Below are 21943 nucleotides of genomic sequence, written 5' to 3' on the forward strand. Positions count from 1 at the left end.
ATGGAAGACATCGTCATCGTTTCAGCCGCCCGCACCGCTGTGGGCAAGTTTGGTGGCTCGCTCGCCAAAACCCCTGCCACCGAGCTGGGCAGCATCGTCATCAAAAGTTTGCTTGAGCGCACCGGTTTGCCCGTGGACGCCATCGGCGAAGTCATCATGGGCCAAGTTTTGGCTGCAGGCGTGGGTCAAAACCCCGCCCGCCAAGCCATGATGAAAGCCGGTGTGGCCAAAGAAACACCTGCGCTGACCATCAACGCCGTGTGTGGCTCGGGCCTGAAGGCTGTGATGCTGGCGGCGCAGGCCGTGGCTTGGGGCGACAGTGAAATCGTGATCGCCGGTGGCCAGGAAAACATGAGCGCAAGCCCGCATGTATTGAACGGCAGCCGTGACGGCCAGCGCATGGGCGACTGGAAGATGACCGACACCATGATCGTGGACGGCCTGTGGGACGTGTACAACCAGTACCACATGGGCATCACCGCCGAGAACGTGGCCAAGGCCCACGGCATCACGCGTGAAATGCAAGACGCCTTGGCTGCAGGCAGCCAGAGCAAGGCCGCAGCCGCACAAGAAGCGGGCAAGTTCAAAGACGAAATCGTCGATGTGCTGATTCCGCAGCGCAAGGGCGATGCCCTGGTGTTCAACACTGACGAGTTCATCAACAAGAAAACCAGCGCCGAAGTGTTGGCGGGCCTTCGTCCTGCTTTTGACAAGGCCGGCAGCGTGACTGCTGGCAACGCCTCGGGCATCAACGACGGCGCCGCTGCCGTGTTGGTCATGAGCGCGAAGAAAGCCGCAGCCTTGGGCTTGAAGCCCCTGGCGCGTATTGCCGCCTTTGGCACCAGTGGTCTGGATCCTGCACACATGGGCATGGGCCCCGTGCCTGCCTCGCAAAAGGCGCTGGCCCGTGCGGGCTGGAAAGCCCAAGACGTGGACCTGTTCGAGTTGAACGAAGCCTTCGCCGCGCAAGCTTGCGCCGTCAACCAGGCCCTCGACATCGATCCGGCCAAGGTCAACGTCAACGGTGGTGCGATTGCCATTGGTCACCCCATCGGCGCGTCCGGTTGCCGCATTCTGGTGACTTTGTTGCACGAAATGCAGCGCACCCAAGCCCAAAAAGGCTTGGCCGCTTTGTGCATCGGTGGCGGCATGGGCGTGTCATTGGCCATCGAGCGCGTTTAAAAAACCTGCGCCGCTCATGCTGCGTTGTTTGGCGCACTGTCCAACCATATAAGGGCAGCCAAGCACCGCAGTTGGAGCGCGCTTCATTGATCCCACATCACTCATAACCAGGAGACAAACATGAGTCAAAAAGTAGCTTACGTCACAGGTGGCATGGGCGGCATCGGTACCGCCATCTGCCAACGCCTTCATCAGGAAGGCTTTAAAGTCATCGCAGGTTGCGGCCCAACCCGTGACTTCAACAAATGGCTCGACGAGCAAAAAGCCCAAGGCTATACCTTCTATGCATCTGTGGGCAACGTTGGCGATTGGGACTCCACGGTAGAGGCTTTTGCAAAGACCAAGGCTGAGCATGGTCCCATTGACGTATTGGTCAATAACGCCGGTATCACCAAGGACCGCATGTTCTTGAAGATGTCGCGCGAGGACTGGAGTGCTGTCATGAGCACGAACTTGGACTCGATGTTCAACGTGACCAAGCAAGTTGTGCCCGACATGGTCGAACGTGGCTGGGGCCGCATCATCAACATCTCGTCGGTGAATGGCGAAAAAGGCCAAGCTGGTCAAACCAACTACTCGGCCGCCAAAGCCGGTATGCATGGTTTCTCGATGGCCTTGGCGCAAGAGATGGCCACCAAAGGCGTGACCGTGAACACCGTGTCACCGGGCTACATCGGCACCGACATGGTCAATGCCATCCGTCCCGACGTGCTGGAAAAGATCGTGGCCACTGTGCCCGTCAAGCGTTTGGGCAAGCCCAGCGAGATCGCTTCTATCATCGCCTGGTTGGCCAGCGAAGAGGGCGGTTACGCCACGGGCGCTGACTTCTCGGTCAACGGCGGTCTGCACATGGGTTGATGCGTTGGCATCACCCACAAAAAAACCCGCCTCGGCGGGTTTTTTTGCGCCTGCTCTGTCGCAGGCAAGGCCTCACAACGGGGTCAGTGTCCCACTGACTTGGCGGTGCCCACCATCTGCATCGCAGAGGCAATGAGGCCCGAGACTTCGGTCATGTTGCCGGGCACGATCAAGGTGGTTTTGGCGTCTTGCGCCACCTTGCCATAGGCCTGCACGGCTTGTTCGGCCACTTTGAGTTGCACGGCTTGCTCGCCGCCGGGTTGGCGAATGGCCGCAGCAATGCGCTCAATCGCTTGCGCGGTGGCGTTGGCCATTTCGGTGATGGCGGCAGCATCGCCTTGGGCCTTGTTGATGGCGGCTTGTTTTTCGCCCTCCGAGCGGGCAATGAAGGCCTCACGTTCCCCGGTAGCGATGTTGATTTGCTCTTGGCGACGACCCTCGGATGCCGCGATCAGGGCGCGTTTTTCCCGCTCGGCGGTGATCTGTGACTGCATGGCATGCAGGATCTCGCTGGGCGGTGTCAGGTCCTTGATTTCGTAGCGCAGCACCTTCACGCCCCAGTTAAGGGCCGCTTCGTCGATGGCGGCGACCACCTGCGCATTGATGATGTCGCGCTCCTCAAAGGTCTTGTCCAGTTCCAGTTTGCCGATCACGCTGCGCAAGCTGGTTTGCGCCAGCTGTGTCACCGCCACGATGTAGTTGGACGAGCCATAACTGGCCAGCTTGGGGTCGGTCACCTGAAAGTACAAAATGCCGTCCACCTGCAACTGGGTGTTGTCGCGTGTGATGCAAATCTGGCTGGGCACATCGAGAGGGATTTCCTTCAGGCTGTGCTTTTGGATCACGTTGTCGATGAAGGGCACCACGAAGTTCAGTCCCGGGGTGAGGCTGGCGTGGTACTTTCCGAGTCGTTCCACCACCCAGGCGTGCTGTTGGGGCACGACCTTGACGGTTTTGACGATGAACAAGACGGCAATGACCAGAAAAAGAATGGCGATTTCCATGCGAAGACTCCCTTTTTAAAAACAGTGTTCAGATTTTTTCGAGCACCAGACGGCTGCCCTGAATGGCTTGAATGCGGTGTGTGCCCGGTGATGGGGTCTGCGCCGATGCACAAACAGCTGCCCAGTTGGCACCCCTGTGTTTGACTTGAGCTGTACCGTGGCCATCCCAGGCGCTAACTTCGACGGTTTCTCCGATGTCCAAGTGCAGCTCGGTTGGCACTTGTGACTCCCGGCGCAGGCTTTTTTGACGCCACAGCACGACCGCCAAGCCGCCCATCAGCGCTGCTGTGACCAATTGAAGGGGCAGGCTCAGCCCCAAGTGCGCAGCCAGCGCAGCCGCAGTCGACCCAATGGCCAGCATCAGCAAATAGAAGGTGCCGCTCATCAGTTCGGCCGTCACCAGGCCGCCGGTCACCAGCCACCAGAGGGTGCTGTCGCTCATGTGTTCTCCCTGTATTTGAATTTGACCATGTGACATGCTACCTTTTTGCCAGGGATTTGACGGACATGAGCGTGCGCCGACAGTGATAATCAGGACCCATGCAATTTCCCGATTCCCAACGCTGGCGCCTTTCAGTCGCACCCATGATGGACTGGACAGACCGCCATTGCCGGTTCTTCCACCGCCTGTTGACCCGCCACACCTTGCTTTACACCGAGATGGTCACCACCGGGGCCTTGCGGCACGGCAGTGTGCAGCGGCACCTGCGCTTCAACGCCGAAGAGCACCCCGTGGCCCTGCAACTGGGCGGCAGCGACGCCGCCGATTTGGCCCATGCCGCCAAGCTGGGGCAGGAGTGGGGATACGATGAAATCAACCTCAACTGCGGCTGCCCTTCAGACCGGGTGCAGCGCGGCGCGTTTGGCGCTTGCCTGATGAACGAGCCCCGCACCGTGGCCGACGGTGTCAAGGCCATGCTCGATGTGGTGGATGTGCCTGTGACCGTTAAACACCGCATTGGCATCGACCGCATTGAAAGCTATGACTTTGTGCGCGACTTTGTGGGCACGGTGAGCGATGCCGGTTGCAAGGTGTTTATCGTGCACGCCCGCAACGCCTGGCTCGATGGCTTGAGCCCCAAAGAGAACCGCGAAATTCCGCCGCTGCGTTACGAACTGGCCTATCAGCTCAAACAAGACTTTCCGGGTTTGCTGATTGCCGTGAACGGCGGCATCAAGACCAACGAAGAGATTGTCAGCCATTTGCAGCATGTCGATGGCGTGATGATTGGCCGCGAGGCCTATTACAACCCTTGGCTTTTGGGCAGTTGGGACGCTGCGTTTTATGGCGATACCCACGAGGTGACTAGCCGCGAGGCGGTGGAAGAGGCCATGGTGGTCTACATGGAGCGGGCCTTTGCCGAAGACGGCTGCCCTTGGTACGCGATTGCGCGGCACATGCTTGGGCTGTACCACGGCGAGCGGGGTGGTCGTTACTGGCGTCAGGTCTGGAGCAATCACAAGCTCAAACCTTTGCCGCCGCGAGAGGTCTGGCTGCAGGCCCGTGAGGCGCTGGCAAGGGGCGCAGAGATTTCGGTTTGATCTGGTTGGGCGGCTTGAGTGCCGCCCATTTCATTGCGCCGCCTGCAAGCCGCTCATGAAGTGGGCCGACATCCGCTCGGCGGCGGCTTCGGGCTGGCGACCGGCCAGTGCCTGGACAATCTCGTTGTGTTCGGCCAGTGATTGCTCAATGCGGCCCTCTTTGAACAATGAGCTGTGCCGGTTGAGCTTCATCACTTTGCGCAGGTCGGCCACCATTTGGTCGCGCCAACGGTTATCGGCGATTTCCATCAGCAGCATGTGGAAGGCTTCGTTGATTTCAAAAAAACGGTCTCGGTTGTCCATCGCTTTTTCCAGATCCTGGTGCAGGGTCTGGATCTGGGCCAGTTGGGTCTCACTGGCGCATCGGGCCACCACGCGTGCAGCATCGGACTCCAGCAGGGCCAGCAAGTGGTAGACGTCGCGCAGGTCTTTTTCGCTGACCTCGGTCACGTAGGCCCCACGGCGAACCTTCATGGTGACCAGGCCTTCGGCGGCCAAGACCTTCAGCGCTTCGCGCAAAGGCGTGCGGCTGATGCCCAGGGCCTCGGCAATCCTCAGCTCGTCGATCCAGCTGCCCGGTTCCAGTTCGCGCGCAAAAATGCGTTGCCTCAGCAATTCGGCAACTTCTTCGTACAGGGCGCGTGGTGCGAGGGACAGGGCGGACATCGTGTGCTTGATCAGGGGGCAGAAAGGGTTTCGTCAAAGCGGGCTTGACGAATATTTCAGATGCTGAATTGTAAGCCGGTTAAAATATTCTGCATCAATAATTATGAATCACGGTACTTGTAAGCGGGTAGGCAGCCATGGGCTGCCAAAATCAGCGCAAGCAAATTTTTGTCTCGAAAGTGGTGAGCCATGTCGTCCAAATCCTTTGAATTCAATGCTTCCAACCTGGAAGCCTGGCAAAAAGCAGCCATCAAGTCCGCCCCCGGTGGCGATGTGTCGGCCCTGAACTGGAAGACGCCCGACGGGATCATCGTCAAGCCGCTCTACACCGCCGAAGACACGGCCAACCTGCCTTACGCCAACACGCTGCCGGGCTTTGAGCCTTTCTTGCGCGGCCCGCAGGCCACCATGTACGCGGTGCGCCCTTGGACGATCCGCCAGTACGCGGGTTTCTCCACCGCCGAAGAATCCAATGCCTTCTACCGCAAGGCTTTGGCAGCGGGTGGGCAGGGCGTGTCGGTGGCGTTTGACTTGGCCACCCACCGCGGTTACGACTCTGACCACCCTCGTGTGGAAGGTGACGTGGGCAAAGCCGGTGTGGCGATTGACTCGGTCGAGGACATGAAGATCTTGTTTGACCAGATTCCGCTCGACAAAGTCAGCGTCTCGATGACCATGAACGGCGCGGTGTTGCCGGTGCTGGCAGGCTACGTGGTGGCCGCCGAAGAGCAGGGCGTCACGCAAGACAAATTGAGCGGAACGATTCAGAACGACATTCTGAAAGAGTTCATGGTGCGCAACACCTACATCTACCCGCCCGAGCCGTCGATGAAGATCATCGGCGACATCATCGAGTACACGGCCAAGAACATGCCCAAGTTCAACTCGATCTCGATTTCGGGTTACCACATGCAAGAAGCCGGTGCCAACCAGGCACTCGAGATGGCCTTCACCCTGGCCGACGGCAAGGAATACGTGAAGACCGCCATCGCCAAAGGCATGGACGTGGACGAGTTCGCGGGCCGCCTGTCCTTCTTCTGGGCGGTGGGCATGAACTTCTATCTGGAGATCGCCAAGATGCGCGCCGCACGCCTGCTGTGGTGCCGCATCATGAAGGGCTTTGACGCCAAGAACCCCAAGAGCCTGATGCTGCGCACGCACAGCCAGACCTCGGGTTGGTCGCTCACTGAGCAAGACCCCTACAACAACGTGGTGCGCACCACCATCGAAGCCATGGCGGCCGTGTTTGGCGGCACCCAGTCGCTTCACACCAACTCGCTGGACGAAGCCATTGCGCTGCCCACCGAATTCAGTTCGCGCATTGCCCGCAACACGCAGCTGATCATTCAGGAAGAAACCCACATCACCAGCGTGATCGACCCTTGGGCTGGTTCCTACATGATGGAGAGCCTGACGCAAGAGATGGCCGACAAGGCCTGGGCCATCATCGAAGAAGTCGAAGCCATGGGCGGCATGACCAAGGCTGTGGACAGTGGCTGGGCCAAACTCAAGATCGAGGCCGCCGCCGCTGAAAAGCAAGCCCGCATCGACTCGGGCAAAGACGTCATCGTCGGCGTCAACAAGTACAAGTTGGCCAAAGAAGATGCGATGGACAGCTTGTCGATTGACAACGTCAAAGTGCGTGACGGCCAGATCGAACGCCTCAAGCACATCCGCGCTACCCGCGACAGTGCCAAGGTGCAAGCCGCATTGGCCGCCTTGACGGCATCTGCAGAGTCCGGCCAAGGCAACTTGCTGGAGCTGACGATTCAAGCCATGCGCCTGCGGGCCACGGTGGGTGAGGTGTCTGATGCGTTGGAATCGGTCTATGGCCGCCACCGCGCTGATACGCAAAAAGTGACCGGTGTGTACGCTGCCGCATACGACTCTGCTGCGGGTTGGGAGCAACTGCAAAAAGAAATCGCCGAGTTCGCTGACCAGAACGGCCGTCGCCCCCGCGTGATGATTGCCAAGCTGGGCCAAGACGGCCACGATCGGGGCGCCAAAGTGGTGGCCACCGCCTATGCCGATTTGGGCTTTGACGTGGACATGGGCCCACTGTTCCAAACCCCCGAAGAGTGCGCCCGCCAAGCGATTGAAAACGACGTGCACGCCGTGGGCGTGTCCACACTGGCTGCCGGTCACAAGACCTTGGTGCCCGCCATCATTGCCGAGCTCAAGAAGCAAGGTGCGGACGACATCATCGTGTTCGTGGGCGGCGTGATCCCGCGCCAGGACTACGAGATGCTGTACGACGCAGGCGTCAAAGGCATTTATGGCCCCGGCACCCCGATCCCGGCCAGCGCCAAGGATGTGTTGGAGCAGATCAAGAAGGCCGTGGCCTGATCTTTGAGAACGGGACAACAGCGTGACGCCTGATCAGTTGTTGCAAGGTTTGCTGCACGGCAACGCGCCCGTGCAGCGCCGCGCCATGGCCAAAGCCATCACGCTGCTGGAATCCACCCGCACGGACCACCGCACTTTGGCCGACGAACTGCTCACGGCCATGTTGCCGCACACGGGCCAATCGTTTCGCTTAGGCATCAGCGGTGTGCCGGGTGTGGGCAAATCCACCTTCATCGAGGCGCTGGGCCTGTACCTGATCGGGCAGGGCCACCGCGTGGCGGTGCTCACCATCGACCCGTCCAGTACCGTGTCGGGCGGCTCGATTCTGGGTGACAAGACGCGCATGGAACATCTGAGTGTTCACCCTCAGGCCTACATCCGCCCCAGCCCCAGCAGCGGCACGCTGGGCGGCGTGGCCGAGAAAACCCGTGAGTCCATGCTGGTCTGCGAAGCCGCAGGCTACGACGTGGTGATCGTCGAGACCGTGGGCGTGGGCCAGAGCGAAACCGCTGTGGCCAATATGAGTGACATGTTTGTGCTGCTGCAGTTGCCCAATGCGGGCGACGATCTGCAGGCCATCAAAAAAGGCGTGATGGAGATCGCCGACTTGGTGGTCATCAACAAGGCCGACATCGACGCCCTGGCCGCGACTCGGGCTCAGCTGCAGATCACCAGCGCCTTGCAGTTGCTGGGCATGCACGCTTCGTCAGGCCACATGCACGGCGATGACAGCGTCTGGCACCCCAAGGTGGTCCAGATCAGCGCGCTGCTGAACCAAGGCGTGGACAGCTTTTGGGCTGCGGTGAGCGAGTTCAAGGCCGTCCAATTGAAGAACGGCCGCTTTGGCATCCGTCGCCAACAACAAGCCCTGTCGTGGATGTGGGAGCGCATCGACGCCGGTCTGAAACAAAATTTCCGGGCGCAGCCGCGTGTGCAAACGTTGCTGCCCCAACTGAGTCAACACGTCGCGGCCGGCCAGCTGGCCGCATCGACGGCTGCCCGTCAACTGCTCAGCGCCTATGAAACGACAAGTCAAAGCGCAGGCTTCATTTGAAATCTTCCTGGAGAAAAGAGAGAACCACCATGCAAGACATCCTTGAACAATTGGAAAAAAAGCGCGCTGCGGCCCGCTTGGGTGGCGGGCAAAAGCGCATTGATGCGCAGCACGCCAAAGGCAAGCTCACGGCCCGTGAGCGCATCGAGGTCTTGCTGGACGAAGGCACCTTCGAAGAGTGGGACATGTTCGTGGAACACCGTTGCACCGACTTCGGCATGGACGGTGACAAGATCCCAGGCGACGGCGTGGTCACTGGCTACGGCATGATCAACGGCCGTTTGGTCTTTGTGTTCAGCCAAGATTTCACCGTGTTGGGAGGCTCTCTGTCTGAAACGCACGCTGAAAAAATCTGCAAGGTCATGGACCAAGCCATGAAGGTCGGCGCACCTGTCATTGGTTTGAACGACTCAGGCGGTGCACGTATTCAAGAAGGTGTTGCGGCATTGGGTGGTTACGCCGACGTGTTCCAGCGCAACGTCATGGCCAGCGGTGTGGTGCCCCAGATCAGCATGATCATGGGCCCCTCGGCCGGTGGTGCGGTGTATTCGCCTGCATTGACCGACTTCATCTTCATGGTCAAGGACACGTCCTACATGTTCGTGACCGGTCCCGATGTGGTCAAGACCGTGACCCACGAAGAAGTGACCGCCGAAGAATTGGGCGGCGCCGTGACCCACACCACCAAGAGCGGTGTGGCCGACATGGCCTTTGAAAACGACGTCGAAGCGCTGCTGATGCTGCGCCGCCTCTACAACTACCTGCCGCTCAACAACCGCGAAAAGGCCCCCGTGCGCAAGAGCGGCGACCCGACTGACCGCTTGGACATGAGTCTGGACACACTGGTGCCCGAGAACCCCAACAAGGCCTATGACATGAAGGAACTCATCGTCAAGACCGTGGACGATGGCGACTTCTTTGAGCTGCAACCTGACTACGCCAAGAACATCCTGATTGGCTTTGCCCGCATGGACGGCCAGACCGTCGGCATCGTGGCCAACCAGCCTTTGGTGTTGGCCGGATGTCTCGACATCAAGAGCTCCATCAAGGCCGCCCGCTTTGTGCGTTTTTGCGATGCGTTCAACATCCCCGTCATCACCTTTGTCGACGTGCCCGGCTTCATGCCCGGCACCAGCCAGGAGTTCGGCGGCATCATCAAACATGGCGCCAAGCTGCTGTATGCGTATGCCGAGTGCACCGTGCCGAAAATCACCGTGATCACCCGCAAAGCCTACGGCGGTGCGTACGACGTGATGGCCTCCAAGCACCTGCGCGGCGACGTGAACTTCTCTTGGCCCAATGCCGAAATCGCGGTGATGGGTGCCAAGGGCGCGGTGGAAATCATCTTCCGTGAAGACAAGGGCGACCCCGAAAAATTGGCCGCCAAAGAAGCCGAATACAAAGCCCGCTTTGCCAACCCCTTTGTGGCCGGTGCCCGTGGCTTCATTGACGACGTCATCCAGCCGCACGAAACCCGCAAGCGCATTGCCCGTTCGCTGGTCATGCTCAAGGACAAGAAGATTGAAAACCCATGGCGCAAGCACGGGAACATTCCACTGTGATTGCCAAGGAGAAGAACAAGATGTTTACCAAAATCCTGATTGCCAACCGCGGCGAAATCGCTTGCCGCGTCATCGCCACCGCCCACAAAATGGGCATCCAAACCGTGGCCGTTTACTCTGAAGCCGACAAAGAAGCACGCCATGTGCAGTTGGCCGATGAGGCTGTGTTGATTGGCCCTGCGGCCTCGCGCGAGTCGTACTTGGTCGCCGACAAAATCATCGCGGCCGCCAAAGCCACCGGGGCGCAAGCCATTCACCCCGGCTACGGTTTCTTGAGCGAGAACGCCGAGTTCTCCAAGCGTTGCGAGGACGAGGGCATTGCCTTCATCGGCCCGCGCCACTTCTCGATTGCCGCCATGGGCGACAAGATCGAGTCGAAAAAACTGGCAGGCGCTGCGGGCGTGAACTGCATTCCCGGTGTCAACGACGCCATCGAAACCGCTGAAAAAGCGGTTGAGATCGCCAAAGGCATTGGCTACCCCGTCATGATCAAGGCTTCGGCCGGCGGCGGCGGCAAAGGCCTGCGTGTGGCTTTCAACGACAAGGAAGCCTTTGAAGGCTTCACCTCTTGCCGCAACGAAGCGCGCAACAGCTTTGGTGACGATCGCGTGTTCATCGAGAAATACGTGCTCGAACCCCGCCACATCGAGATTCAAATTTTGGGCGACAGCCACGGCAACGTGGTGTACCTGAACGAGCGCGAGTGCTCGATCCAGCGCCGCCACCAGAAGGTGATCGAAGAGGCGCCATCGCCTTTCATCTCGGACGCGACCCGCAAGGCCATGGGCGAGCAGGCTGTGGCCTTGGCCAAGGCCGTGCAGTACCAATCTGCCGGTACGGTGGAGTTCGTGGTCGGCAAAGACCAGGACTTCTATTTCCTGGAGATGAACACCCGTTTGCAGGTGGAGCACCCTGTAACCGAAGCTATCACCGGTCTGGACTTGGTCGAGCAAATGATCCGCGTGGCTGCAGGCGAAAAACTCTCGTTCGCGCAAGCCGACGTCAAGCGCGACGGCTGGGCCATCGAGTGCCGCATCAACGCCGAAGACCCCTTCCGCAACTTCTTGCCTTCCACCGGCCGCCTGGTTCGTTTTCAGACGCCCAAGCAGAGCATGTTCCAGGGCAACACCAACGCCTTGCAGGGCGTGCGTGTGGACACCGGCGTGCAGGATGGCGGCGAGATCCCGATGTTCTACGACTCGATGATCGCCAAGCTGATCGTGCACGGCAAAGACCGCAACGAAGCCATCGCCAAGATGCGCGAAGCCCTCAACGGTTTTGTGATTCGTGGCATCAGTTCCAACATCCCCTTCCAGGCCGCTTTGTTGGCGCACCCCAAGTTTGTGACGGGCGAGTTCAACACGGGCTTCATTGCTGAGCACTACGCCCACGGTTTCCGTGCCGAAGACGTGCCGCACGACGACCACGACTTTTTGGCTGCACTGGCCGCTTTTGTGCGCCGCAAGTCGCGCGAACGCGCTGCGGGCCTGAGCGGTCAGCTGCCCGGTTACGACGTCAAGGTTGGGCAGGACTACACCGTGGTCGAACTCGGTCAGGGCGGCAACAACCGTTATGTGCAAGTGCATGTGGACGAGTTCGTGGGCAAGTCCGGCGTGGCACAGATCACCGTGGACGGCAAGACCTACGCGATCGAGAGCAATTCGCGTTTGAACGACATCCGCATCGAAGGCACTTGCAACGGCAAGCCTTTCACCGCGCAGGTCGAGCGCGGCACCGTGAAAAATCCGCTGGCCCTGCAAGTGCAGCACAACGGCACCCGCATCGAAGCGCTGGTGATGTCGCCCCGCATGGCCGAGCTGCACAAGCTCATGCCGTTCAAGGCGCCACCAGACCTCAGCCGCTTTGTGATCTCGCCCATGCCTGGCCTCTTGGTCGAGGTGTCGGTGCAGCCCGGCCAGAAGGTGCAAGCCGGTGAGCGTGTGGCCGTGATCGAAGCCATGAAGATGGAAAACGTGCTGTTTGCTGCTGCAGACGGCGTGGTGAAAAAAGTGGTCGCTGCCAAAGGCGAATCGCTCACCGTGGACCAGATGATCGTGGAGTTTGAGTAAATGACCCGCCCCTTCAAAGTGCTGGGCGTCCAGCAGATCGCCATTGGCGGGCCTGACAAGGCTCGCCTGCAAAAGCTCTGGGTCGACATGTTCGGCCTGGAGGTGACCGGCACCTTCAAAAGCGAACGCGAAAACGTGGACGAAGACATCTGCGCCATCGGCACTGGCCCCTTCAAGGTCGAGGTCGACCTGATGCAGCCGCTGGACCCCGAGAAAAAGCCCGCCGTGCACACCACGCCGCTGAACCACATTGGCCTGTGGATCGACGACCTGCCGGTCGCCGTGGAGTGGCTCACATCCCAGGGCGTGCGCTTTGCGCCCGGCGGCATCCGCAAGGGCGCTGCTGGTTTTGACATCACGTTTTTGCACCCCAAGGCGAACGACGAGTTCCCGATTGGTGGCGAGGGCGTGTTGATCGAGCTGGTGCAGGCACCGGCCGAAGTGGTCAAGGCCTTTGCCGCTTTGGCGTCCAACGCGCATTGATGAGGTGTCGGACCTGAAGGTCCGATCAGCAAGAAGGTGTCATACCCGCGAACGCGGGTATCCATGGTGGCCGCAGCCATGGACCCCCGATCAAGTCGGGGTGACAAAGCCTGAAGCAGGGCGGATCAATCTGCTGAGGCCTTTGTGACCCTGAAGCCCTCCTGACCCTGAGTCCCGTGAGACCCTAAAGCCCCTCAGACCCCGGTTTGGCGGGCTTTTGCTTTGGCGAGTGCCGCTTCGATGATGGCGCGTTTGCGGTCCACCTCGGGCGCGTCTTCTGTGCCTTTGGTGTGCGCGGCCAAGTCGGCCAGTTTGTGTTCGGCTTTGGCTTGCAGCTGCTTTTGGTGGGCTTGCTCTTCGTGCACCAGGCGCTGCTGTCGCGATGCGTAGCGCTGGCGTGCGGTGTCGGCTTGTTCAGTAGACCAAGCCGCCCAGCCAGTTTTTTCGCCAGTGACGTTGTCCAGTTGGATGCAGTCCACCGGACACACCGGGATGCACAGCTCGCAGCCGGTGCACCAAGGCTCGATCACGGTGTGCATCAGCTTATTGGCTCCCAAAATCGCATCGGTGGGGCAGGCCTTGATGCACAGCGTGCAGCCGATGCACCAAGCCTCGTCGATGATGGCCATTTGGCGGGGGCTCTCGGTGCCGTGCTCAGGGTTCAGTGGCACCACCGGCTGGCCTGTCAGTTGTGCCAGCCGCTCGATGCCCGCTTGGCCTCCGGGCGGGCATTGGTTGATCGCAGCTTGTCCCTGTGCCATGGCCATGGCATAGCTGGCGCAGTCGGGAAAGCCGCAACGCGTGCACTGCGTTTGCGGCAGCGCATCGTTCAGGCATTGAAAAAGCGCCTGGATCTCAGGCGCTGTTTCTTGTGAACCTGGCATGATCCTCAAGTTTTATTCTTGGGCTCAACCCAGCTGGTCTTGACAGCCACCGTGCTGGCTTTGGCCGCAGGCTTGGCAACGACTTTGGCCTTGCTGCTGGCGGCTGCCTTCACAGGGGCCTTGGCTGCGGGCTTGGTGGCGGCTTTGGGTGCTGCTTTTGTGGCCGCTGGTTTGGCAGCTTCCACTTTGGCTTTGACGACGGGTGCCGTTTTGACAGCCTCGGCTTTGATCGGGCTGGCTTGCACTGGCACTGCTTTGACTGCATGTGCAGCGTGGCCCTTGATGAAATTCACCACCTGTGGGTACACGATGGTGCGCCAGCGGCTGCCGCTGAAGATGCCGTAGTGGCCAGCGCCGGGCACTTCCAAGTGCAGACGGTCACTGGCGGCCACGCCGGTGCACATGTCTTGCGCAGCGCGGGTCTGGCCCGAGCCGGAAATATCGTCCAACTCGCCTTCCACGGTCATCAGGGCTGTGCCTTTGATGTCCTGGGGGCGCACGCGTTCGACTTTGCCGTCCACGCCCTTGACGTCCCAAGTGCCGTTGACCAATTTGAAGTCTTGGAAAACTGTGGCGATGGTTTCCAGGTAGTAATCTGCGTCCATGTCGAGCACGGCGTTGTACTCGTCGTAGAACTTGCGGTGGGCTTCGGCGCTGGCGTCGTCACCCTTGATCAAGTCCTTGAAGAAGTCGTAATGGCTGGTGGCGTGGCGATCAGGGTTCATGGCCACAAAGCCGGTGTACTGCAAGAAGCCTGGGTACACACGGCGACCTGCGCCGGGGAAGTTGGCCGGCACGCGGTAGATCACGTTGTTCTCGAACCACTCAAAACTCTTGTTGGTGGCCAAGTTGTTGACCGAGGTGGGCGACTTGCGCGCATCGATCGGGCCACCCATCATGGTCATGGTCAGCGGGGTCTTCTCTCCACGGCTGGCCATCAGCGAGACGGCCGCCATCACGGGCACGGTCGGCTGGCACACGCTCACGATGTGGCAGTTGCCATAAATCGATTGCAAGTGGCGGATGAATTCCTGCACGTAATTGATGTAGTCGTCCAGGTGGAATTCACCTTCGGACATCGGCACCAAGCGGGCGTTTTTCCAGTCGGTGATGTAGACCTTGTGGTCTTGCAACATGGTCTTGACGGTGTCGCGCAGCAAAGTCGCGTAGTGACCCGACAAGGGTGCCACGATCAGCACGGCGGGCTGAGCCTTGAGCTGGGTCAGGGTGGTCGGATCGTCAGAGAAACGCTTGAAGCGGCGCAGCTCGCAAAAAGGCTTGTCGATCTCGATGCGTTCGTGGATGGCCACGTCGGTTTTGTTGACCTTGACGGTCTGGATGCCGAATGCTGGTTTTTCGTAGTCTTTGCCCAGGCGGTGCATCAGGGCGTAACCGGCCGACACGCGTTGCGCCAAAGGGGTCTGCGAAATGGGGCTCAGTGGGTTGCTGTAGAGCTTGGCTGCGGCCTGCGCGAGATCGGAAAAAGGTTCCATGATCGAGCGCTGTGTTTCGAAGATCTGGTAAAGCATGTGACAGTATCCCTTGTGACGTGACCAACATATGGTGCGGTGCAGCAATGCTACAGGACTTGACTCCAAATTTTTCGAGTGTTCTCCCTAATCGGGTGTCGGCTCGGCGACCCATGAAAAAACCGCCCTGAGAAGGGCGGTTTTGGTGGCCTGGTTTGAACCTGTGATGGTTCAGACCACCTTGGCAATCGCCTGGCAGACGTAGTCGATGTTCTTGCTGTTCAGGGCGGCCACGCACATGCGGCCGGTGTCTGTGCCGTACACGCCAAATTCGGAGCGCAGACGCACCATCTGGTCCTTGGTCAGGCCCGAGTAGCTGAACATGCCAATCTGGGTGGTGATGAAGCTCATGTCTTGCTTGACGCCAGCCGCTTTGAGGCTGTCCACCAGTTTTTGGCGCATGGCCTTGATGCGCACACGCATCTCGGCCAATTCGCTTTCCCACTGGGCGCGCAGTTCGGGGTTGTTCAACACAGCCGCCACCACTGCGCCGCCGTGGATGGGCGGGTTGGAGTAGTTGGTGCGGATCGCAATTTTCAGTTGCGACAACACGCGCGAGGCTTCTTCTTTGTCAGAGGCGACCACCGACAGGGCACCCACGCGCTCGCCGTAGAGGCTGAAGCTCTTCGAGAATGAAGTGGACACAAAGATGTTGAGGCCCGCAGCCACGAACTTGCCGATCACCGCGCCGTCTTCGGCAATGCCGTGGCCAAAGCCTTGGTAAGCCATGTCGAGGAAAGCCGTGAGGCCCTTGGCCTTGACCACAGCAATGACCTGGTCCCACTGGGCGTCGGTGATGTCGTAGCCAGTCGGGTTGTGGCAGCAAGCGTGCAACACCACGATGGTGCCGGCAGCGGCTGCGTTCAGGCTGGCCAGCATGCCTTCGAAGTTCACGCCGCGCTTTTCGGCGTCGTAATAGGCATAGGTGTCCACTTCAAAACCGGCGTTCACGAAGATGGCGCGGTGGTTTTCCCAGCTGGGGTCGGAGATCATCACCTTGGCCATGGGACTGACTTTCTTCAGGAAGTCGGCGCCGATTTTCAGGCCGCCCGTGCCGCCAATGGCTTGCACGGTGGAGACGCGGCCCGACTTGACCACTTCGGAGTCGGCACCAAACACCAAGGCCTTGACGGCGTTGTCGTAGGCCACGATGCCGTCAATCGGCAAGTAGCCACGGGCGGTGGGGGTGGCCATCATGGTTTTTTCGGCCGCTTGCACACACTGCAGCAGGGGCAGTTTGCCGTTGTCGTCGAAATACACACCCACGCCCAGGTTGACCTTGTTGGGGTTGGTGTCGGCGTTGAATTGTTCGTTCAGACCCAGGATCGGGTCGCGAGGGGCCATTTCGACGGCAGAAAACAGAGACATGGAAAGTCCTTGGATTGTTCAGTGGTGGCAGGAATCCCGATCCTCGGTTAGGCTTTCGGGTTGTCCCTGATTTTAACGGCCTGCACGGCCCCACCGATGACCGAGCTCACTGAAGTTTCTACCGAACCCGCCGCGGGCCAGTTTGTCCATTACCCGGACTCGCCGTTCGAGCTGTTCCAGCCTTACCCGCCCGCAGGCGACCAGCCCGTGGCCATTGACCAGCTGGTCGAAGGCGTGCACGACGGCGAGGTCTTCCAGACCCTGCTGGGCGTGACTGGCTCGGGCAAGACCTTCACCATGGCCAATGTGATCGCACAAATAGGCAAGCCAGCCATTGTGTTTGCACCCAACAAAACCTTGGCCGCGCAGCTGTACAGCGAATTCCGCGAATTCTTCCCCAAGAACGCGGTCGAGTATTTCGTGAGCTATTACGACTACTACCAGCCTGAAGCCTATGTGCCCCAGCGCGACCTGTTCATCGAGAAAGACTCGGCCATCAACGAGCACATCGAGCAGATGCGGCTGTCTTGCACCAAAAGCATCATGGAGCGGCGCGATGTGGTGATCGTGGCCACGGTGTCGGCCATCTACGGCATTGGCGAGCCAGAGAGCTACCACCGCATGATCATGACGCTGCGCACCGGCGACAAGCTGGGCCAGCGCGATGTGATCGCGCAGCTGATCCGCATGCAGTACCAGCGCAACGACATGGAGTTCAGCCGAGGCAAATTCCGCGTGCGCGGCGACACCATCGACGTCTTCCCGGCCGAGCACTCCGAGTTGGCCATCCGCATCGAGCTGTTCGATGACGAAATCGAGAGCCTGCAGCTGTTTGACCCGCTCACAGGCCGCATTCGTCAAAAGATTCCCCGCTTCACGGTTTACCCTTCAAGCCACTACGTGACGCCACGCGATAAGGTGCTGGCGGCGGTGGAGACGATCAAGCTGGAGCTGGACCAGCGCCTGAAAGAGCTGGTGGGCATGGGCAAGCTGGTGGAAGCGCAACGCCTGGAGCAGCGCACCCGGTTTGACCTGGAGATGTTGTCCGAGGTGGGCCACTGCAAGGGCATTGAAAACTACACCCGGCATTTGTCGGGTGCGGCCCCCGGCGACCCGCCGAGCACGCTGACCGATTACATGCCGCCTGACGCCATCATGTTCCTGGACGAGAGTCACCAGATGATTGGCCAGCTCAACGCCATGTACAACGGCGACAAGGCGCGCAAGACCACCCTGGTGGAGTATGGCTTTCGGCTGCCCAGCGCGCTGGACAACCGACCACTCAAGTTCGAAGAGTTTGAAAAGCGCATGCGCCAATGCATCTTCGTCTCGGCCACACCGGCCGATTACGAAAAGACCCACGCAGGCAAGGTGGTCGAGCAGGTCGTGCGTCCCACGGGCCTGGTCGATCCTTTGGTGGAAGTGCGACCCGCCACCCACCAAGTGGACGATGTCCTGCAGGAAATCCGCATCCGCGTGGACAAGAGCGAGCGCGTACTGATCACGACGCTGACCAAGCGCATGGCCGAGCAGCTGACCGATTACCTGAGTGACAACGGCGTCAAGGTGCGCTACTTGCACAGCGATGTGGACACGGTGGAGCGGGTCGAAATTTTGCGCGATTTGCGTTTGGGGGTGTTCGATGTGCTGGTGGGCATCAACTTGCTGCGCGAGGGCATCGACATCCCCGAGGTGTCGCTGGTGGCGATCCTGGACGCCGACAAGGAAGGCTTTCTTCGCTCCGAGCGAAGCCTGATTCAGACCATTGGACGGGCCGCTCGCAACCTGAATGGCAAGGCCATTTTGTACGCTGACCGCATCACCGAGTCCATGAAAAAAGCCATGGGCGAGACCGAACGCCGACGCGCCAAACAGGTCACTTTCAACGAGGAAAACGGCATCACACCCCGGAGCATCGTCAAGAAGGTGCGGGACCTCATCGACGGCGTGTACAGCGAAAAGTCAGGCAAAGAGGCCGAGCGCCTGGAGCAAGCGGCGCTGCAAAAGGCCAAGGTCGAGGACATGAGCGAAAAAGACATCGCCAAAGCCATCAAGCGGCTCGAAAAGCAGATGATGGAACACGCCCGCAATTTGGAATTCGAGAAAGCTGCACAGGTCCGCGACCAATTGACCATTTTGAAAGAGCAGGCCTTTGGGGCTACAGGGGGCGACAACATCGTGCCGCTGATCCGGGCTTGAATACCCCTAGAACCTGAGCGATTTAATCGGGATTGCGGTATACTTGACTCGTTTAGTCGGGATCAGCGTTTGTCGCTGCATTTTGATTGCGTCACTCACTCTAGGAGCCAGCCATGCGTTTGACCACCAAGGGGCGTTTTGCCGTCACCGCCATGATCGACCTGGCCCTGCGCGAGGATTCAGGGCCTGTGACGCTGGCTGCGATCAGCCAACGCCAGCAAATTTCCTTGTCTTATCTGGAGCAGCTGTTTGGCAAGCTGCGTCGCCACAACTTGGTTGAATCGACCCGTGGCCCCGGCGGCGGCTACACCTTGGGGCGCAAAGCCGCAGACATCACGGTGGCTGACATCATCTTGTCTGTGGACGAACCCATCGATGCCACCCACTGCGGTGGCAAAGAAAACTGCCACGGCGGCGATGCACGCTGCATGACGCACGATCTGTGGGCTTCGCTGAACGCCAAGATGGTCGAATTCCTCGACTCCGTTTCGCTGCAAAAACTGGTTGAAGACCAGCTGGCCAATGGCCTGGTGGTGGAGAACAAACCCAACATCAAGCGTGCCATTTTGCCGATGCCGGGGGTCAAGCCCATCCGCGTGACAGGCCCCAACTCAGTTTTTGAATTGGGCAACGTATTTGCCAAATCCTGATTACATTCCAAAGAAGTTTTGCATATGACCACGCCACATTTCCCCATTTATCTCGATTACGGCGCAACCAACCCTTGCGATCCTCGCGTGGTGGACGCCATCATTCCTTGGTTGCGCGAGCACTTTGGCAACCCCGCATCGCGCAGCCACGCTTGGGGCTGGGAAGCCGAAGCCGCTGTTGAAAAAGCCCGTGAATATGTGGCCGAGTTGATCGGAGCTGATCCCCGTGAAATTGTTTGGACCAGCGGTGCGACCGAATCCAACAACCTCGCCATCAAGGGGGCAGCCCAGTTCTATAAGTCACGCGGCAAGCACCTCATTACAGTCAAAACCGAGCACAAAGCCGTGCTGGACACCATGCGCGAGCTGGAGCGACAAGGCTTTGAAGTGACTTACCTCGATGTGCAAGCCGATGGCTTGCTGAACATGGACGCGCTCAAGGCCGCGATTCGCCCCGACACCATCCTGATCAGCGTGATGTTCGTGAACAACGAAATCGGCGTGATCCAGGATGTGACCGCCATTGGCAACCTGTGCCGCGAAAAAGGCATCATCTTCCACGTCGATGCGGCCCAGGCCACCGGCAAGGTCGAGATCGACATGACCCAGCTGCCCATCGACCTGATGAGCCTGGCCTCGCACAAAACTTATGGTCCCAAGGGCATTGGTGCCTTGTATGTGCGCCGCAAGCCCCGCATTCGCTTGGAAGCGCAGATGCACGGCGGCGGTCACGAGCGCGGCATGCGCTCGGGCACCTTGCCCACCCACCAGTGCGTCGGCATGGGCGAAGCGTTCCGCATCGCCAAGCTGGAGATGGCCCAGGACAACGCCAAGGCCCGTGCCCTGCACGACCGCCTGATTGCAGGCCTGAGCGACATGGAGCAGGTGTTTTTGAACGGTCACGCCACCCAGCGTGTGCCGCAAAACATCAACATCAGCTTCAACTATGTGGAGGGTGAGTCCCTCATCATGGGCATCAAGGGTCTGGCGGTGTCATCCGGTTCGGCCTGCACCTCGGCCAGCTTGGAGCCTAGCTATGTATTGCGCGCCTTGGGCCGCAGCGACGAGTTGGCCCACAGCAGCTTGCGCATGACGATTGGCCGCTGGACCACCGAAGAAGAGATCGACTACGCGATCAAAACCATCCGCGAAAACGTGGCCAAACTGCGCGATTTGAGCCCCTTGTGGGAAATGTACAAAGACGGCATCGACTTGAGCACCATTCAATGGGCCGCCCACTGAGTTGACACTGACCTGAACACGGAGAAAACACCATGGCATATTCTGAAAAAGTGGTTGACCACTACGAAAACCCCCGCAATGTGGGCTCGTTCGACAAGGGCGACGAAGACGTGGGCACCGGCATGGTCGGCGCACCCGCTTGCGGCGACGTGATGAAGCTGCAGATCAAGGTCAATCCGCAAACCGGGGTGATCGAAGACGCGCGCTTCAAGACCTACGGCTGCGGCTCGGCCATCGCGTCCAGCTCGCTGGTGACCGAATGGGTCAAGGGCAAGACGCTGGACGAAGCGGCGGCTTTGAAAAACAGCCAGATCGCCGAAGAGCTGGCGTTGCCGCCCGTGAAGATCCACTGCTCCATCCTGGCCGAAGACGCCATCAAGGCGGCTGTGGACGATTACAAGAAAAAACACCTGAACTGACATGGCCATCTCACTGTCTGCTGCCGCAGCCCGGCATGTGACCCGGTACCTCGCCAAGCGAGGCTCAGGCGTGGGGGTGCGCTTGGGCGTGAAGACCACCGGCTGCTCGGGCTTGGCTTACAAGCTCGAGTACGTGGACGAGATCGCCCCGGAAGACGTGGTGTTTGAAGGCCACGGCGTCAAGGTGTTGGTGGACCCCAAAAGCCTGGCCTACATCGACGGCACCGAACTCGACTTTGTGCGCGAAGGCCTGAACGAAGGTTTTCGCTTCAACAACCCCAACGAGCGTGACCGTTGCGGTTGCGGCGAATCGTTCCGCGTTTGAGCCGAGTGTGAGTTTTTGCGCGTGATTTCCCTCCAAGCCAACGACTTCGAGCTGTTTGACGTGGCCGTGCAGTACGCACAGGACCGCGCACAGCTTGACGCTCGCTGGAAAGCGCTACAGCGCGAAGCCCACCCCGACCGTTTTGCCGCTGAAGGCGCTGCCGCCCAGCGCATTGCCATGCAATGGTCGGTGCGCATCAACGAGGCGTACCAGCGGCTGAAAGACCCGCTCAAGCGCGCCGCCTATTTGTGCGAATTGCAAGGCGCACCCGTGCAGGCCGAGAACAACACGGCCATGCCCGCGGCATTCCTGATGCAGCAGATGGAATGGCGTGAAAGCCTCGAAGACACCGACAGCGCTCAAGGCCTCGAAGCACTGGCCGACCAAGTGAGCGCCGAGCAGCGCCGCGTGCAGCACGAACTGGCCCGTTTGCTGGACGAGGCCAAAGACCCCGCGCAGGCCGTGGGGCAGGTGAGGGCGCTGATGTTCATTGAACGCTTCACGCAAGAAGTGAACGCTAAACTTGACCGATTGACTTGATCCTCGGGTCGCAACGCCTCA

20 protein-coding genes are annotated in these 21943 nt (G+C 59.8%); 14 read left to right on the forward strand and 6 right to left on the reverse strand.

The features are described 5' to 3' along the window. Together B9Z52_RS15280 and phbB are read left to right on the forward strand one after the other, a co-directional pair. On the forward strand, positions 1 to 1182 hold the full coding sequence (locus B9Z52_RS15280) for an acetyl-CoA C-acetyltransferase (RefSeq protein ID WP_108414711.1): 1182 nt from the start codon (positions 1 to 3) through the stop codon (positions 1180 to 1182). 120 nt (positions 1183 to 1302) lie between these two features. After that, on the forward strand, positions 1303 to 2040 hold the full coding sequence (gene phbB / locus B9Z52_RS15285) for an acetoacetyl-CoA reductase (protein WP_108414712.1): 738 nt from the start codon (positions 1303 to 1305) through the stop codon (positions 2038 to 2040). 83 nt (positions 2041 to 2123) lie between these two features. On the opposite strand, the gene B9Z52_RS15290 is transcribed toward phbB, so the two are convergent. Further along, positions 2124 to 3044 (reverse strand): SPFH domain-containing protein, encoded by a 921-nt coding sequence (locus B9Z52_RS15290; protein ID WP_108414713.1) that lies wholly within the window; start codon positions 3042 to 3044, stop codon positions 2124 to 2126. A gap of 28 nt (positions 3045 to 3072) precedes the next feature. After that, the gene (locus B9Z52_RS15295) at positions 3073 to 3486 is read right to left on the reverse strand and encodes an NfeD family protein (RefSeq protein WP_108414714.1); all 414 of its coding nucleotides are present in this window, start codon (positions 3484 to 3486) and stop codon (positions 3073 to 3075) included. A 98-nt stretch (positions 3487 to 3584) separates the two neighbouring features. Between B9Z52_RS15295 and dusA the strand changes: the two genes are divergently transcribed. After that, the gene (gene dusA, locus B9Z52_RS15300; protein ID WP_108414715.1) at positions 3585 to 4586 is read left to right on the forward strand and encodes a tRNA dihydrouridine(20/20a) synthase DusA; all 1002 of its coding nucleotides are present in this window, start codon (positions 3585 to 3587) and stop codon (positions 4584 to 4586) included. Between the two features lie 30 nt (positions 4587 to 4616). Here dusA and B9Z52_RS15305 read toward each other — a convergent pair whose 3' ends face one another. Further along, positions 4617 to 5252, reverse strand: a complete 636-nt coding sequence (locus B9Z52_RS15305) for a GntR family transcriptional regulator (RefSeq protein WP_108414716.1) — start codon at positions 5250 to 5252, stop codon at positions 4617 to 4619. A gap of 189 nt (positions 5253 to 5441) precedes the next feature. Here B9Z52_RS15305 and scpA point away from each other — a divergent pair, with 189 nt between their 5' ends. Genes scpA through B9Z52_RS15330 form a run of 5 tightly spaced genes read left to right on the forward strand, consistent with a single transcriptional unit; the run spans position 5442 to position 12766 of the window. Continuing rightward, positions 5442 to 7598, forward strand: a complete 2157-nt coding sequence (gene scpA, locus B9Z52_RS15310) for a methylmalonyl-CoA mutase (protein WP_108414717.1) — start codon at positions 5442 to 5444, stop codon at positions 7596 to 7598. A gap of 22 nt (positions 7599 to 7620) precedes the next feature. After that, entirely contained in the window at positions 7621 to 8652 is a 1032-nt protein-coding gene (meaB, locus tag B9Z52_RS15315; protein WP_108414718.1) for a methylmalonyl Co-A mutase-associated GTPase MeaB, read from the forward strand. 29 nt (positions 8653 to 8681) lie between these two features. Further along, the gene (locus B9Z52_RS15320) at positions 8682 to 10214 is read left to right on the forward strand and encodes an acyl-CoA carboxylase subunit beta (RefSeq protein ID WP_108414719.1); all 1533 of its coding nucleotides are present in this window, start codon (positions 8682 to 8684) and stop codon (positions 10212 to 10214) included. A gap of 20 nt (positions 10215 to 10234) precedes the next feature. After that, positions 10235 to 12283, forward strand: coding sequence for an acetyl/propionyl/methylcrotonyl-CoA carboxylase subunit alpha (locus B9Z52_RS15325; RefSeq protein ID WP_108414745.1), 2049 nt, complete (start codon positions 10235 to 10237; stop codon positions 12281 to 12283). Then, a complete protein-coding gene (locus B9Z52_RS15330) occupies positions 12284 to 12766 on the forward strand; it encodes a VOC family protein (protein WP_108414720.1) in 483 nt (160 codons plus the stop codon). Positions 12767 to 12960: 194 nt separating this feature from the next. Here B9Z52_RS15330 and rsxB read toward each other — a convergent pair whose 3' ends face one another. From rsxB to B9Z52_RS15345, 3 genes are all read right to left on the reverse strand, one after another. Further along, positions 12961 to 13650 (reverse strand): electron transport complex subunit RsxB, encoded by a 690-nt coding sequence (gene rsxB, locus B9Z52_RS15335; RefSeq protein WP_108414721.1) that lies wholly within the window; start codon positions 13648 to 13650, stop codon positions 12961 to 12963. Between the two features lie 5 nt (positions 13651 to 13655). Further along, complete coding sequence (locus tag B9Z52_RS15340; protein WP_108414722.1) at positions 13656 to 15179, reverse strand: polyhydroxyalkanoate depolymerase; 1524 nt, start codon at positions 15177 to 15179, stop codon at positions 13656 to 13658. Between the two features lie 171 nt (positions 15180 to 15350). Continuing rightward, positions 15351 to 16547 (reverse strand): amino acid aminotransferase, encoded by a 1197-nt coding sequence (locus B9Z52_RS15345; RefSeq protein WP_108414723.1) that lies wholly within the window; start codon positions 16545 to 16547, stop codon positions 15351 to 15353. A gap of 96 nt (positions 16548 to 16643) precedes the next feature. Here B9Z52_RS15345 and uvrB point away from each other — a divergent pair, with 96 nt between their 5' ends. The 6 genes from uvrB to hscB all read left to right on the forward strand — a co-directional run bounded on the left by uvrB (position 16644) and on the right by hscB (position 21922). After that, entirely contained in the window at positions 16644 to 18746 is a 2103-nt protein-coding gene (gene uvrB, locus B9Z52_RS15350; protein WP_108414724.1) for an excinuclease ABC subunit UvrB, read from the forward strand. A gap of 113 nt (positions 18747 to 18859) precedes the next feature. Then, entirely contained in the window at positions 18860 to 19396 is a 537-nt protein-coding gene (iscR, locus tag B9Z52_RS15355; RefSeq protein WP_108414725.1) for a Fe-S cluster assembly transcriptional regulator IscR, read from the forward strand. A gap of 24 nt (positions 19397 to 19420) precedes the next feature. Then, positions 19421 to 20638, forward strand: coding sequence for an IscS subfamily cysteine desulfurase (locus B9Z52_RS15360; protein WP_108414726.1), 1218 nt, complete (start codon positions 19421 to 19423; stop codon positions 20636 to 20638). Between the two features lie 32 nt (positions 20639 to 20670). Next, positions 20671 to 21057: a Fe-S cluster assembly scaffold IscU gene (gene iscU / locus B9Z52_RS15365; protein ID WP_108414727.1), complete on the forward strand. Its 387-nt coding sequence runs from the start codon at positions 20671 to 20673 to the stop codon at positions 21055 to 21057. A 1-nt stretch (position 21058) separates the two neighbouring features. After that, positions 21059 to 21382 (forward strand): iron-sulfur cluster assembly protein IscA, encoded by a 324-nt coding sequence (gene iscA / locus B9Z52_RS15370; RefSeq protein WP_019425275.1) that lies wholly within the window; start codon positions 21059 to 21061, stop codon positions 21380 to 21382. A 24-nt stretch (positions 21383 to 21406) separates the two neighbouring features. Beyond that, a complete protein-coding gene (gene hscB, locus B9Z52_RS15375; protein ID WP_199222117.1) occupies positions 21407 to 21922 on the forward strand; it encodes a Fe-S protein assembly co-chaperone HscB in 516 nt (171 codons plus the stop codon). Positions 21923 to 21943: the final 21 nt, after the last annotated feature.

This window comes from Limnohabitans sp. Jir72, assembly GCF_003063575.1.
Lineage (GTDB): Bacteria > Pseudomonadota > Gammaproteobacteria > Burkholderiales > Burkholderiaceae_C > Limnohabitans_A.

Excerpts from the sequence above, each read along its gene's own strand:
- B9Z52_RS15340 (WP_108414722.1), bottom strand. The coding sequence starts at position 15,179 with ATGCTTTACCAGATCTTCGAAACACAGCGCTCGATCATGGAACCTTTT.
- B9Z52_RS15295 (WP_108414714.1), bottom strand. The coding sequence starts at position 3,486 with ATGAGCGACAGCACCCTCTGGTGGCTGGTGACCGGCGGCCTGGTGACG.
- B9Z52_RS15280 (WP_108414711.1), top strand. The coding sequence starts at position 1 with ATGGAAGACATCGTCATCGTTTCAGCCGCCCGCACCGCTGTGGGCAAG.
- iscR (WP_108414725.1), top strand. The coding sequence starts at position 18,860 with ATGCGTTTGACCACCAAGGGGCGTTTTGCCGTCACCGCCATGATCGAC.
- uvrB (WP_108414724.1), top strand. The coding sequence starts at position 16,644 with ATGACCGAGCTCACTGAAGTTTCTACCGAACCCGCCGCGGGCCAGTTT.
- B9Z52_RS15345 (WP_108414723.1), bottom strand. The coding sequence starts at position 16,547 with ATGTCTCTGTTTTCTGCCGTCGAAATGGCCCCTCGCGACCCGATCCTG.
- B9Z52_RS15325 (WP_108414745.1), top strand. The coding sequence starts at position 10,235 with ATGTTTACCAAAATCCTGATTGCCAACCGCGGCGAAATCGCTTGCCGC.
- dusA (WP_108414715.1), top strand. The coding sequence starts at position 3,585 with ATGCAATTTCCCGATTCCCAACGCTGGCGCCTTTCAGTCGCACCCATG.
- B9Z52_RS15290 (WP_108414713.1), bottom strand. The coding sequence starts at position 3,044 with ATGGAAATCGCCATTCTTTTTCTGGTCATTGCCGTCTTGTTCATCGTC.
- iscA (WP_019425275.1), top strand. The coding sequence starts at position 21,059 with ATGGCCATCTCACTGTCTGCTGCCGCAGCCCGGCATGTGACCCGGTAC.
- B9Z52_RS15330 (WP_108414720.1), top strand. The coding sequence starts at position 12,284 with ATGACCCGCCCCTTCAAAGTGCTGGGCGTCCAGCAGATCGCCATTGGC.
- phbB (WP_108414712.1), top strand. The coding sequence starts at position 1,303 with ATGAGTCAAAAAGTAGCTTACGTCACAGGTGGCATGGGCGGCATCGGT.
- B9Z52_RS15320 (WP_108414719.1), top strand. The coding sequence starts at position 8,682 with ATGCAAGACATCCTTGAACAATTGGAAAAAAAGCGCGCTGCGGCCCGC.
- iscU (WP_108414727.1), top strand. The coding sequence starts at position 20,671 with ATGGCATATTCTGAAAAAGTGGTTGACCACTACGAAAACCCCCGCAAT.
- B9Z52_RS15360 (WP_108414726.1), top strand. The coding sequence starts at position 19,421 with ATGACCACGCCACATTTCCCCATTTATCTCGATTACGGCGCAACCAAC.
- rsxB (WP_108414721.1), bottom strand. The coding sequence starts at position 13,650 with ATGCCAGGTTCACAAGAAACAGCGCCTGAGATCCAGGCGCTTTTTCAA.
- B9Z52_RS15305 (WP_108414716.1), bottom strand. The coding sequence starts at position 5,252 with ATGTCCGCCCTGTCCCTCGCACCACGCGCCCTGTACGAAGAAGTTGCC.
- scpA (WP_108414717.1), top strand. The coding sequence starts at position 5,442 with ATGTCGTCCAAATCCTTTGAATTCAATGCTTCCAACCTGGAAGCCTGG.